This window comes from Sphingomonas sp. 28-62-20, assembly GCF_002281505.1.
The window spans coordinates 21,173-34,854 of sequence record NZ_NCGH01000020.1; the positions used below are offsets into that span (position 1 = coordinate 21,173).

Genomic DNA, 13,682 nt, shown 5'->3' on the forward strand with positions numbered 1-13,682 from the left:
GCGCTGCGTCGCTCTCAACCGCGACTCCTCATGACCCGAGCTGTCGCTCTGCTCGCCAGCGAAGTCGAATGGTTTGTGTGAGGGAGGGCGTATTCCTCTGCGTTGGAAACCCTTACAAATCCGGCGGGTTTCTTTGCGCAACGCGTTCGTTTTCTACAGACCGCATTAATTGCATCGAACTCGATCAGCTTCTGAAGCCGCATCCCCGCTTGAAACTGACGTCGCTCACATGCCTCTTGAAATGCACTTGTCTTATTGATACCGGTGTCAATACGGTCAGGAGCGATGTTAAATCGCCGACAAGGGGGAGGGTTTTATGATCACCAAGGCACCACAACTGTTTCTTTCGGGTTCCACGTTGAGCCTTGCCATCGCCAGCATGGCGATCGCTACCCCCGCATCGGCGCAGCAAACCGCGCCTTTGACCGCGAAAATCGCCACAATCAGCGAGATCACGCCGACCACGGGATCGGGCACGCCACAAACCGCCGATGCGACGGCAGCCGATGCTGCCGAAGCAACGGATAAGGACATCGTTGTCACCGGTTTCCGCAAATCACTGGAAGACGCGCTAAGCAAAAAGCGACTGTCGAACCAGATCATCGATGCGATTACGGCGGAGGATATCGCTAACTTTCCCGATGCAAACTTGGCCGAATCAATCCAGCGCCTGCCCGGCGTGTCGATCGACCGCGACAACGGCGAAGGCCGCACGATTACCGTGCGCGGCCTCGGCGGCGATTTCCAGCAGGTGCGGCTGAACGGTGCCGACGCGCTGAGTATTTCGGGCGGCAACCAGTCCGATTCAGGCGCCAACCGGTCGCGCGGGTTCGATTTCAACACCTTTGCCTCGGAACTGTTCGGCGGGATCACCGTCACCAAATCAACCGCTGCATCGAATGATGAAGGCTCGCTCGGCGCGATCATCGATCTGAACACGGGGCGTCCGCTCGCGAACAAGAAGAACCGCTATGCATTTGGTGGCGAGACAGAATATCGCGAGAACGGCAATAGCTTCAACCCGCGCCTGACCGCGCTGGTATCGCAGCACATCACCGACAATTTCGGCATCCTGGGTACGTTCGCCTATCAGCGGCAAGAGCAGCTGATTGATGCCTATCGGCGCAATCCCGGCCAGTTCGAATATACTTATCGCAATTCGCAGTTGAATGGCGTGACGCCCTTGACCTTTGGTTTTGCCCGTCCATCAACGGCGGGGACAGGCGCGACCTTTGGTTCCGATCCGGCCGCCTATGCGCTGGTAACGCCAACCACGATTATTCCGGCGCTCCCCTCAATCACGCGGCAGGAGCTTTCCTATGAACGAATCGGCGCGACGCTGACTGCCCAGTGGCAGCCCACCGACCACACTGAAATCATCATCGACGGCGTCTATTCGCGCTACAATCAAGATTCGACGGTGAGCGGCATCACCACTGTCGGCCTGAACCGCAATGGCACCAACGCCCGCGCTGCACAGACAGGGGCGAACGGGCTGCGCGCGGCGAATACCGCCAACGGGCTGGCCGACCGGATTGCGCTGTACCCAAACTGCGCACCGTCGGCGACGCTTGATTGCGGCCAATTAATGAACGGCGGCGGCCTAGTCGCGGGCACCCGCGCCAGCTTCAATCCGAACAACCTGAACCCGTTCGACTATTACAACTCGGCGGTATCGCCAGGGTTCATCGCAAATGCCAATCAGATCGCCTTTTACAATGAACTAATCGGTCGCCCGAACACCAAGATCCGGGCCGCCAATGTCAATGCGGCCGGCCAAGCAGACTATCTGGTGCTCGACGATGTCGATTGGCGCAGCTTCGCCGATTCGCAAAACGGCACCACGACGTTCTGGCAAGGCACGGCCAATGTGAAGCACGACTTTGCGTCTAACCTGCATTTTGAATTTACTGGCGGCTATTCAAAGTCCGAATTCAAGGCACTCGGCTTCTTGACCGAGGTCAATGCGATCGACCAGGACGGCTATACTTATGACGAGCGTGGCGGGGGCATGATCCCTGTCTTCAATCCCGGTTTCGACGTCGCCAATCCCAACAACTTTTCGTTGGTGAAGGGACTGTCGACGATTAGAATTTTTTCCGACGATGTCCGCAACACCTTTACCGTGGCCCGCGGCAATCTCAGTTGGGATGTCAGCGACGAGTATACGCTGCGTGCCGGTCTCACCTGGAAGCGCTTCTCCTACTCTAGCCTGTCGGGCCGCAACAATACGACAGTCGAGGCAATTAACCCGACCTTACAAGAGGCGCGCATCGCCTCGATCAGTGAACTTGGCCGGGTGGTTGGCTTTGGTCAGGGCATCAACCTTCAGCCCGGTACGCCGACCAGCTTTTTCGTTCCCGATCTGAACAAGTTCATCAACGCTTTCGGGATCGACTGTAACTGCATAAACCGGTTTTCCGATTACCGGCTGGTCACTGACGGTCGCAACGCCAATCGGGTGACCGAGCGCGATCTTTCAGGATTTTTCCAGGTTGATTTCAACACCTATCTGCTGGGCCGTCCCTTCCGCGGCAACATTGGCGTGCGCGTTGCCAACACCGATGTGGCGGCGACGGGATCAGTCGGTGGCGGTGGTAATGGCGTGATTGGCGTGGTGGTGACGGCAAACAACAACTACACCGATGTACTCCCATCGACCAACTTAGTCTGGACCTTTGCGCCTAATTTCCTGATCCGCTTTGCCGCATCGAAAGTGATTGCACGCCCGCAATTGGCATCGCTGACACCGGGCACCACTGCCTTCCCAACGGGCCTGCCCGCCAATGGATCGGCACCGGCGATCACAGTCGGTAATCCCCAACTCAAGCCGTTCCGGGCGGATAATTTCGATCTCAGCTTCGAACGCTATTTCGGCAAGAACGGCCTGATCTCCGTCGCATTCTTTCTGAAGAACCTTGGCAACTTCCCGCAACAAACGGCGGGCGAAGTGCCGCTGTCATCAGTGTACGATGCCGCTACCTACCAAGCGATCCTAGCGACGATCACCAGCCCGACATTGCTCGCATATACCCAAGCGAATGGCGTCTATGCAGTGCGGCAGTTCAACGATGCGCCAGGCGGCACGATCAAGGGCGTTGAACTCAACGTGCAGTCGAACTTTAGTTTCCTGCCTGCGCCATTCGACAATTTTGGCATTACCGCCAACTACACGCATATTGAATCGAGCCTAAGCTACCTGACCGGGACGACATTATCGACAACCCAGACCGGGACGGCGAGCACCGCAATCAATAGCTTCGCCACGGCACCGTTCCTGAACACCTCTCCTGATGCCTTCAACGCCACCTTCTATTATGAAGACAGTAAGTTTTCGGCCCGGGTTTCGGGGGCGTATCGAACGCAATATGTGAACCGCTTCCCGCTGGCGACAGGGACGTGCAGTGTTGGACTCACCACGAATGCCGGCGGCGTATGCAATTCACCTGTCGTCGCCGATTTTGGCTATAATGGTAGCACCTTCAACCTCGATTTCTCGATGAGCTATGCGCTGACATCATGGGCTCGGGTGTCGCTCGAAGGACGAAACATGACCAACACGCCGCAATTCCGATCGATCTACCAAGCCAATCAGCTCAGTTCGCTTTATGCGGGAACGGGCCGGATCGTCACCGCCGGGCTGCGACTGGTGTTTTAAACGAAAGATTGCTCCACAAACCTCAGGCTTGATCGGGTAATCATGGCACGCAACCGATACATGATTGCTTTGTTGGCGGGGCTAGTATCATCTGGATCGGCAAGCGCAGACCAGCTTGCCTTTCCTGGTGCCGAGGGGGCGGGAAGATTTGCACTCGGCGGGCGCGGCGGGCGTGTGTTGGTCGTCACCACGCTTGACGATGGTGGCACGGGCAGCCTGCGTGCTGCCGTGGAAGCGAAGGGGCCACGCATCATCACCTTTGCCGTATCAGGCACGATCAAACTCGCCAGGCCACTGCGCATCCGCGAAGGGCGCGTGACAATTGCCGGCCAGAGCGCGCCGGGCGATGGCATTACGCTGCGCGATTACCCGCTTGAAGTGGCGGCCGATGATGTCGTCATCCGCTATATCCGCTCGCGATTGGGCGATGAATCTAAGACCGAAAGCGATGCGATCTGGGTCGTCGGCGGGCACCGGATCATCCTCGATCATGTCTCGGCCAGCTGGTCGGTCGACGAGACATTGTCGGCCTCGGCCAATTACACCAAGCCGGGGGAGGGCTGGTTCGACCTGACCGTGCAATGGTCGATCATCGCCAATTCGCTCACCCATTCGCTGCATGCCAAGGGTGAGCATGGTTATGGCAGCCTGATCCGCGGCGGGCGCGGGTCGAAGGCGAGTTGGCACCATAATCTGTGGGCCAATCACGAAGCGCGGATGCCGCGACCGGGCAATTACTCGGGGCCGGACGTCGACCCCGTTGGCGCGTTCTTCGATTTCCGCTCAAACGTCTTCTACAATTGGGGCGGCGGCCACTCCGGCTACAATGCCGACATGGCGACCTTGTCGCGCTATAATTTCGTCGACAATGCCTATGTCGCTGGGCCGCAGTCGAAAAAGCTCGTGGCCTTCGAGGAATCGAACACGCTTGCCCACGCCTATTTCGCGGGCAACAGCATGAATGGTGCGATACCCGCCGATCCTTGGAGTCTGGTCGCGGGGATCAGCCCTGCGGGGTATCGGCTGGCCGCGCCGGTGGATGTGGCGCCGGTTGCTGCCGATCCGGCGCCGAGCGCCTACGCACGGGTGCTGGCAGGCGCGGGGGCGTCGAAGGCGCGCGACGCGGTCGACCTCGCGGTGGTGGCGGGCGTGCGCGACAAGACCGGCCACCAGATCGACAGCCAGACCGAAATGGGCGGCTGGCCCGACCTCAAATCGCTGCCGGCGCCCAAGGACAGCGACGGTGACGGCATGCCCGATGCGTGGGAAAAGGCGCATCGGCTGAACCCGGCGAAGGACGATAGCGCCGGGGCGGGTAAGGATGGCTATACGAACATCGAGGCGTATCTGAACGGTCTGGTGCCGCCTGCGCCCTAAAGTGCCCGGTAGGTGAAGTCCCGGAACCGCGCACTGCCTTGGCCTGCGGCGTACAGCCCGGGGCGCAGCATCAGAAAGCCGCCGCGCACATTGTGGTGATAGCCCGAAACTTCCATGCCCCGATCAAACCGCATCCATGTCCGCCCGCCGTCGCCGCTGGTGTCATAGGTGACGATGTGGCGATCATTGGTGACGCGGATGCGCATTGACGTGCCATGCGGATTGGCAGGGCGCCCGCGTTCGATGCCATATTGGTGCGTCACGAACCGCTTCGCGTCGAAGCCGAGCCCGCAATAGAGCTTGTCATCGTAGAATAGCACCAGCCCCGCCGTGGTGCCGGGGTCGAGGTCGACCGAACATTCGAAGCGATAGGCAATGTCGGCGGCAATCGTTAGCAGCGGCGAGGAATTGACCGGCGCGGTGCCGCTGGCGGCGAGTGTCAGTACGCCGTTCGCCGCTGTAACCCGTTGTGCCTCGGTCGGGCCTGGTTTGAAGAAACTCCAGCGCGTGCCGAGCGCGAGGCTGTCGAAGCGATCCGATAGCGCCATGCCGTGCGGCACCGCTTGCCCGCCCTTTGGTTTGGCGAGCGGCGCGGACAGGTCGCCGCCGGTCATGCGCGGCCAGCCGTCCTTGGTCCACGCCACCGGATCGAGCAGCATCTGCCGCCCGAGCGTCCAATAGCCATTCTCATAACCGTGGTAGAGCGCCCACCAATCGCCCGCTGGCCCTTCGATCAACGAGGCATGGCCGCGCGACCACCAACGTTCCGCCATGTCGCGGGTGCGCACCAGTGGGTTGTGCGGGCAATTCTCCCACGGGCCGTGGATCGATTTCGACCGCGCGGCGATCACCATATGCCCGGTCGGCGGCCCCGCCGTGCCGCCAACGGCGGTGATCAGATAAAACCAGTCGCCGCGCCGCGCGATTTTGGGGCCTTCGGGCGAGAAGCTCTCGACCACCCAGTCGGCGGGGTAGCGCCACGGATCATAGACATGCTCCGGACTGCCGACCGTCGCCAGACCGTCCTCGCTCAGCCGCACGCGGTCGCCGCCCGACAGGAACAGCCAGCGCGAGCCATCTTCGCCAACGACGTGGCAGGGATCGATGTGGCGTGGCAGCTTGAGGTCGATGGGATCGCTCCACGGCCCCTCGATCTTGTCGGCATAGATCACGAAGATCGAATTCTGCTGCGCTTTGACCGGGATGTAGAGAAAATAGCGGCCGTTATGCTTTTCAAGGCTAACCGCCCAGACGCTACCGATGTTGCGGGTGAGCGCCGGGCCGATCGGCTGCCAGCTCACCAGATCGCGGGAGTGCCAGATGATGCAGCCGGGATAGCTGTCGGCGCTGGAGAAGGTCGCGTAATAGTCCTTGCCGTCCTTCAGGATCGCCGGGTCAGGATGGTCGCCTGCCAGCACCGGATTGAGGAAGCGGCCATCACCGAGATCGGGCAGGCGTTGGTTGTCGAGACCCCGGCGGGGCGGACGCGCCGGACTGGCGGCCGTCGCGAGGGCAGCGGCGCCCGTTACCAATAGCGCATCGCGGCGGGAAAGGGTCATGCACGTCTCCTAATCTCATCGCTGCGCATGCGGCCGTCGACCAGGATCGCCTGATGAAAGGCGATCAGTGCCGCGCCCCGCTTGCCCCGTGCGCCGTCTTCGATCGCCAGCGCGAACAGCATTTCGGCAGTGCGTGTCGCGGGCTCGGCAGCGATGCGCGCCAGGTCGGTCTCGAAAGGCGCGAAATAGGCGGGGACGCCCTGCCATTCGTCCAGCCGCGCGCGCGCTTCGTCGATCGACCAGCCATGGACGTGAATGCCGATATCGGCGCGGGCGCGGGTGATGCGAAACAGCCGCCAGTGGAGATAGCCGAGCATCGCGCGCGGATCATCAGCCCACGCGCCTGCCCGCGCCACCAAGCGCTCGGCGTGAATGCTCCACCCTTCGGCAAAGCCCGGCGCGTAGCTGAGCCGCAGCTTGTGCGGGCGGGCGGCGGCCTCGATCGGCAGCTGGATCATGTGGCCGGGCAGCAATTCATGCGCGACCACGCTCGGCAGCGAGCAGCGCGGGCGATCGGCCATGCGCGTGAGATCGACGACATAGGCGCCGGGGCGCCCCGGCATCGGCAAGCGGCGCGCGCCGACCTTGCCCGATGACTGTTCCTCGGGCGATCCGCGCGTCGCGACCACGTCGCGGCAATAGCCGGGAACGGGGCCAATCAGCGCCGGCAGCATCGCGCGCAGCCGGTCGAGCGTCGTGTTCATCGCGGCAATGGCGGCATCGCGCCCGGCATCGCTGTCGGCGAAGCGACCGTCGAGCTCGCTCCAAAGGCGCCTGAAGCGCGCGCCCGGGGTCGCGCCGCCGATGCCGAGTGTGTCGAACAGCCGCAGCGCAGCGAGGGTCGCAACCTGTTGTTCGCGGATCAGCCGCCTTTCAATCGCTGCTGCGCCACGATGCGTGCCGATCAGGCGTTGCAGCCGGAGGTCGAAGCTCGGATTGCTCGCCAGCGCGATGTCTGCCGCGAGTCCGGCGCGCGCGGTGATAAGGTCGAGCGCGCTAACCGGCGGGAAGTCGCGCGGATCGAAACCGTCTAGCATTGCCAGCGCCTTGGCCGGATCGCGCTCGGCCGCCGCTGCATCGAGCGCCGCCGACAGCGTGATCGCTGCTTCCGCACGCGCGGCGAGTGCGAACACGGCACCGCCGATGATGACGGCCCGCCGCGTCATACTCATGGTCTCATTGCCGAGAGCGGGACGGCATTGTTCAGCCGCGTAATCTCGGGTGCTTTGTCCGGCAGTGCTACGTGCACAATGAGGCCCGATGTGCCGACTCCCGCTCGAATCGTCAGCCGGATGTCCCGCTTGACCGGCGATAGGTCGATCGGGGCGGCCATCGCCGGGATTCTGGCTTGCGCGACAACCCTACCGGTGCCGTCGACCAGCGTCGCGGTGCCACCGATCACCGGCTTTGCGCCAAGGCTGTGGACGGTGAGTGTCAGCGTGCCCCCCTTTAGCGCCACATCGTCGCGGCCGATGCCAAGGTCGGCGCGCGTCTCGACCGGGTCGATCGGCGCGACCAGCTCAAAGTCGAACGTCGACGCGCCAGGCGCGAAGGTGAGATCAATTGCGGCGCTTCGTTCGAGCATTACCTCACTGGCACCCTCTGCGCTCGCCATTCGCCATCGGCCCGCCGTGACATTCCACGTCGTCATCGTCGCGCGCTGCGGCTGGCTGCTGGTGTTGTAGGCGACCACCCGGAACCGCCCCGGCGTCGCATTGGGGAGCAGGATCGCCACCTTCTCCGCCGCCGCGTCATCCGCGAAGCGCCAGCTCACGGTATTGCCCGGCCAGGTCTGGTTCCGCCGTAGCGCGATCCCGCCGAGCCGCACGCGCTGGAGCCACTGGCTGTCCATTTCCACCCGGTCCGACCACCAATGGCCTTCGGTCAGTATATCGAGCCGCGCGGCCTTGTCGGCGAGCGCATCGGCGTGGAGATCGGCGATCGCGTCGAGGTCGCCGCTCGCCTGCCAGCGGGCGAAGCGGCTCGCCGGGTCATCGCCCTTGCGCGCCGCCTTGGCGAGAAGCGCGGCGCCATCGGGAAGGGCGGCAAAGCCATTCTCGTTGAACTCGCCGAGCGTGCCCGCGCTCTTGGTGATCCGGCCCGTAATCGGGCGCAGATAGCGCGCGTCGCCGGTGAAGCGCCACGCCGCCCAGGCCGATTGCAGCGGGGTGTTAACGCCGCCGCCATCGCCCGCTCGCTCGGCATCGCTGCGCCAGTTGATCTCGTTGGGGTAGCTCCACGCGCCGTCGCTGCCCTGCTTGCCATGCGCCATCCAGCCATCGACGACGCCCGTCACCAGCGCCCGCGCCGCCGGGTTGCCGCTGTAGAGCCCAAGCAGGATGGGTCCGTGCATCACGGTGAAGCTATAGGGTTTCTGCCATTCCCATGCGCCCTCGCGGTACATCTTCCGCGCGCCGTACCAGTTACTCGCGAAGTGGCGATGCCCGGCAGGGTTCTTCAGGATCACCCCCGACAGCGCGCTCGCGGTCGCCATCAACCGCTCAACCGCGAGCGGCTCGCCCCAGTTGAGATAGAGCCGCGCCGCGTCGCTGTTCAGCCCTTCCTCATAGGCATGGAGCTCGTCGGTGGTGATTGCGCCCAGGCCGTTTACGACCATGCCGTTCCGATAGGCCGCATCCGACAGCGCGCGCAGCGACACGTTGATCTTGTCGGGCACGACGCCCATCAGCGCGAGGCCGGGCCATTGCTGGATCAGGTCGCTATCATCCGAAATCCCGCCGCCGAAATCGCCGTAAGGCACCTGACGATTGTCGATCCACCATTCGACGAAGCGGCGGGTGATCGTCAAATCTTCGAGCTGCAGGAAGGCCCAGCGCGGCACCCCCGGTGGAGCCGTGGGCACGGCAATCCTGGGCATGTTTTCGGGTCGGTAATTGATGTCGGCCCAATAGGCGCGGGCGCGGACATTATCGGCGTCGACGCGCAGCAGGTCGGAGATGTCGGCGAATAGCCGCGCGTAAAGCGCTTGCCGCTTCGAGGCAGTGTGCTCCTCGACCAGAAAACCCCAATTGTCCTTCACTTGGTTGTAGCGGTCGGCGATATGCTCTGTGAGCGCGTCGGTGCGGGGTTTGAAGATCAGGCGGATGCGGGTGCCATTGAGCGCCTCGGCATCAAAGTCCGCCGCGCCAGAGGCGATCGTGATGTACAGGCTGTCGTCGGGCAGGATGCGGTCGCGCAGATCGAGCCAGAGCGTGCGCGCTTCACCTGGTCGAACACTGACCGACACATCGATCATGTCGCGCGCGGGCCAGAGCGGGTCTTTCACGCGGAAATTGAGCGGGATCAGCCCGTCCTTGCCCGGCGTCCCCTTCAACGCAGGCAGATCGATCGCAATGCCGTCGAGCCCGTCGTGCAAATTCTGCCAGCCATAATCGAAGGCGCGCGCGATTGGGCGGTCTGCATAGGCATCGCCAAGGCTGGCCGGGATCAGGATATGGACCAGCGGCAGCCCCTTGGTGCGCGCCTCCGCCTTGCCGCCGGTGTTAGCGCCGGCGCCGACCGCCGCGCGGATGCCCGAGGTCGGCAGGGCGACGACAGTGGCGCGCTCATCCGGCGCATATCGCCCGGCGATGAACGCGTTGAGCCGGTCGAGCGCCGCGACCTTGGTCGAGGCAGCGGCATCGACCGTAAACGACAGCTTGAAGCTGCCTTCGGGCTCGACACCGGGGTGGACGTCATAGGCCCAGATTTCCTGGATCGGCTGTTCTTGCGCCGTGTTGACGAAGCTGAGTGTCCCGCCGGTCTGGGGGGCGATGCTGTCGACCGATCGGACGACGCCTTGCTCGCGCTTGGCGAGCGACTGTCCATTGCCCAGCAGCGACCCATAGGCCGCGCCGCGTATCTCGACGCGATTGACCCGATCGCCGGGCGGGATCGTCAGGTCATAGCTTTTGCCGCCCTCGACATAGGTGTTCCAGTCGGGAAGCTCGAAATAATCGTTCCGTCCGGGCAGGCGCGATCGGTTGTAGACGCCGGGCCAGGTCGTCTCGGCGATGCCGTCCACGCCTTTCCAATTCCATTGCTTCAGGTCGCGCGCGTCGGCGAATTCGACCTTGCGGATGGTGGTGGCGGGCGTTTCGAGCAATGGCGGTGACGCGCGGTCCCAGCCGTAACGGTGGAGCCACGTTGCCCAGCGCGCGGCGGCATCGGGGGTGGGAGCAGGGCCGGGTTCCTGCTTGGCGGCGAGCTTCGCGACATCGTCGGCGGCCAGCGCATGATCATAGACGCGGATTTCGTCGAGATCGCTGCCACGCATGAAGTTATAGCGGCTCTGCACCTGATGCGGCGACATGACGCGACCGGCCAGCCCGAACTGGTCGAGGCCCGAGTCGAGATCGGCCTTTTGAAGCTTGCGCGCGACTTCCTTGCCATCGACGAACAGCCGCACACCCTCGGTCTCATCCCAGGCGAAGGCGATGTGCTTCCAAGCGTCGGCGGCGGGTACAGCATCGATCCGCCACGATACCCGCACCCGCGACAGATTCGCGTCAGTGACGAAAGCATCGAAGCCGTGACCGTTCCAGTCGATTCGCAGGAACGCCATGTCCCAGCTCGAATGATCAGCGAACCCGACGCGGAAGATCGCGAACGGGGCCTCGCCGAGCGGATCGCGCGGCCGCCAGAAGAAGCTCAACGTGCCCCTTGTCGCGCGGATATTGCCCGGCGCCGTCCACGCGACATAGCCCTCATCGGCCCAGCGCGCCGCGCCGCTGATCGCGCCGTCCGGCACCACGTCCACCCCGCTGCGGAAGTTCGGCACCGGATCGCCGCCCGCGACATCGGCGTCGAGCGACTGGTCGGCGGACACGCGAAACAACAGCCCGGTCGGTGCGGCCAGTGCCGCCGCCGGGAGCAGCGCCAGCCCCAGCGCGGCTAGCGCTCGGGCAATCATGCGACCTCGACGCGGGCCAGTCGCGGCGAGAGCAGATGGACGACGAGCAGCGCGACGAAATAGGCACTCGCGCAGATCGCGAACAGGATCGAATAATTCTTGCCCGTGCTGTCGAGGACATAGCCGGTGAACTGGGCCATCCCCATCCCGCCAATCGCCCCGATCATTCCGCCGATGCCGACAACCGATCCCACCGCGCCGCGCGGGAAAATGTCCGAAGGCAGCGTGTAGAGATTGGCTGAAAACGCCTGATGCGCCGCCGTCGCAAGGCCGATGACGAGTACCGCGCTCCAAAGCCCGTCGATCGACTGGGCGAAATAGATGGGCGTCACGCAAAACGCGCAGAGCAGCATCGTCATTTTGCGGGCCGTGTTGGGGCTATACCCGGCTTTGATCATACGAGACGACATCCAGCCACCGCCAATGCTCCCGAAATCAGACAACAAATAGATGGCCGCCAAGGGCAACCCAAATGTTTTCAGATCAAGCTGATAGCGCTCGTAAAGATAGCCCGGCAGCCAGAACAGGAAGAACCACCAGATCGGGTCGATGCAGAATTTGCCGAGCGCATAGGCCCAGGTCTCACGAACGGTGATCAGCTTGCGCCAGGCAATCGGTTCGACCGGGTCGGCAGGGTCCTGCTGAATCCACGCTAGCTCGGTCGGGCTGACGCGGCCGTGCTCGCCAGGATGGCGATAGACCAGCCACCACGCGGCCAGCCACAAGATGCCCAGTATGCCGGTGATGTAAAAGGCAATTCGCCAGTCGAACATCAGCACCAGCGCGGGCACCAGCAAAGGCGTGATGATCGCACCGATATTGGCCCCGGCATTGAACAGCCCGATCGCAAAGGCCCGCTCACGTTGTGGGAACCAGTCGGTGACGGCGCGGATACCCGCCGGGAAATTGCCTGATTCACCAATGCCGAGCCCGAAGCGCGCCATAGCAAAGGTCGTAACGCTGCTCGCCAGGCCATGTGCCATGTGGCTGATCGTCCAAATGACGATCGCAATCGCATAGCCAAGCCGAGCGCCGACCACATCGACGATTCTGCCGAAACTAACATAGCCGATGGCGTAGGCGACCTGGAACCAGAAGATGATCGTGCCGAAATCCGTCTCGGTCCAACCAAATTCCTTGGTGAGCGTCGGCTTGAGCACGCCGATCATCTGGCGATCGACATAATTGATCGCCGTCGCGGCAAACAGCAGTGCACAAATGACCCAGCGGAACCGCCCGATCCGGGCGGCGGCTGCCGCTACGCCAGGCACATTGGTGCCGGGCAGTTCCGCTATCGCCATTGCTCGCTCTCCCCAAACCGCCCCGTTTTCGGGCTTATCCTTCAGCCTTGATCGTACACGCCACCGAATAGCGCCCGTTGAACCGGGCCTCGACCACATCGCCCACGCCAACGCGGTGGACGCCCGTGACCGCGCCGCTCGAAATCCATTGCCCCGGGGTCAGCGCGATGCCCCGCGCGGCCATCAACTCGAACAGGAACCGCGCCGCCCCAAATGGGCCATCAAGCATGGTCGACGCCATGCCCGCCCCGATCATCTCGCCATTGATCGACAGCTCGACCGGCCAATCAAGCAGCGGGACATGCGCCCAATTGGCAATCACCGATCCAATGACCAGGCCGTTATTGTTACCGAAATCGGAAATGGTGACACCAGCACCATGATCGTTGATGCCACCAAAAGGCGAACTCGCAATCTCGATACCGACATGAACGGCGTCGATCAGGGCGGTTGCTTCCTCAAGCGTGTAGCTGCGCTTAGCAGGATCTGGTGCGGTGCCGATACGGAGCAGGAATTCGGCTTCTGCGGCTGCAAAACCCCCGGCGAACACGGGCATCGCCACTGGGTGCGCTTCGGTCGACACCCGGGTGCTGGCAAAGATTGGCCCTGCCAGCCGATCGACGTCGCCCATCGGCGGATTGATCCGACCGACTTTCCAGCCGACAATGTCTCCGGCCCGCAATGCGATTGCTGCGTCCTGCACCGCATAAGCATCGGCAAGATCATCGGGAATTGTGCCGGGGTAATCCGTCAGCACCGTGGCGGTCCGCCGCGCATCAACGAAACGGCTGGCAATTTGCGCAATGTTATTCTCGACGTCGCGCCGCATCGGCTCACCCTGCCCCTGTATCACATTCATGACCATTATTTGGTTC

General features: G+C 63.0%; 7 protein-coding genes. 2 read left to right on the forward strand and 5 right to left on the reverse strand.

What is annotated here, in order from left to right:
- The first annotated feature begins 316 nt into the window (after positions 1-316).
- Both B7Y43_RS15395 and B7Y43_RS15400 read left to right on the forward strand, forming a co-directional pair.
- Positions 317-3,658 (forward strand): TonB-dependent receptor, encoded by a 3,342-nt coding sequence (locus B7Y43_RS15395; protein WP_374132558.1) that lies wholly within the window; start codon positions 317-319, stop codon positions 3,656-3,658.
- A 60-nt stretch (positions 3,659-3,718) separates the two neighbouring features.
- A complete protein-coding gene (locus B7Y43_RS15400; protein ID WP_374132559.1) occupies positions 3,719-5,035 on the forward strand; it encodes a polysaccharide lyase family 1 protein in 1,317 nt (438 codons plus the stop codon).
- On the opposite strand, the gene B7Y43_RS15405 is transcribed toward B7Y43_RS15400, so the two are convergent.
- From B7Y43_RS15405 to B7Y43_RS15425, 5 genes are read right to left on the reverse strand one after another with little or no spacing between them, the layout of a single operon-like run.
- Positions 5,032-6,594, reverse strand: a complete 1,563-nt coding sequence (locus B7Y43_RS15405; protein WP_374132560.1) for a family 43 glycosylhydrolase — start codon at positions 6,592-6,594, stop codon at positions 5,032-5,034. The two genes, B7Y43_RS15400 and B7Y43_RS15405, sit on opposite strands and share 4 nt — an antisense overlap.
- Positions 6,591-7,760: a DUF885 family protein gene (locus B7Y43_RS15410; protein ID WP_374132561.1), complete on the reverse strand. Its 1,170-nt coding sequence runs from the start codon at positions 7,758-7,760 to the stop codon at positions 6,591-6,593. Before B7Y43_RS15410 ends, B7Y43_RS15405 begins: the two co-directional genes overlap by 4 nt.
- Positions 7,761-7,762: 2 nt before the next feature.
- The gene (locus tag B7Y43_RS15415; protein WP_374132562.1) at positions 7,763-11,506 is read right to left on the reverse strand and encodes a LamG-like jellyroll fold domain-containing protein; all 3,744 of its coding nucleotides are present in this window, start codon (positions 11,504-11,506) and stop codon (positions 7,763-7,765) included.
- The gene (locus tag B7Y43_RS15420) at positions 11,503-12,807 is read right to left on the reverse strand and encodes an MFS transporter (protein ID WP_374132563.1); all 1,305 of its coding nucleotides are present in this window, start codon (positions 12,805-12,807) and stop codon (positions 11,503-11,505) included. Before B7Y43_RS15420 ends, B7Y43_RS15415 begins: the two co-directional genes overlap by 4 nt.
- A gap of 34 nt (positions 12,808-12,841) precedes the next feature.
- Complete coding sequence (locus B7Y43_RS15425) at positions 12,842-13,636, reverse strand: 2-keto-4-pentenoate hydratase (RefSeq protein WP_374132564.1); 795 nt, start codon at positions 13,634-13,636, stop codon at positions 12,842-12,844.
- Positions 13,637-13,682 lie beyond the last annotated feature (46 nt).

Coding starts and splice junctions, on each gene's coding strand:
- B7Y43_RS15415 (WP_374132562.1), bottom strand. CDS start 11,506: ATGATTGCCCGAGCGCTAGCCGCGCTGGGGCTGGCGCTGCTCCCGGCG.
- B7Y43_RS15425 (WP_374132564.1), bottom strand. CDS start 13,636: ATGCGGCGCGACGTCGAGAATAACATTGCGCAAATTGCCAGCCGTTTC.
- B7Y43_RS15420 (WP_374132563.1), bottom strand. CDS start 12,807: ATGGCGATAGCGGAACTGCCCGGCACCAATGTGCCTGGCGTAGCGGCA.
- B7Y43_RS15400 (WP_374132559.1), top strand. CDS start 3,719: ATGATTGCTTTGTTGGCGGGGCTAGTATCATCTGGATCGGCAAGCGCA.
- B7Y43_RS15405 (WP_374132560.1), bottom strand. CDS start 6,594: ATGACCCTTTCCCGCCGCGATGCGCTATTGGTAACGGGCGCCGCTGCC.
- B7Y43_RS15410 (WP_374132561.1), bottom strand. CDS start 7,760: ATGACGCGGCGGGCCGTCATCATCGGCGGTGCCGTGTTCGCACTCGCC.
- B7Y43_RS15395 (WP_374132558.1), top strand. CDS start 317: ATGATCACCAAGGCACCACAACTGTTTCTTTCGGGTTCCACGTTGAGC.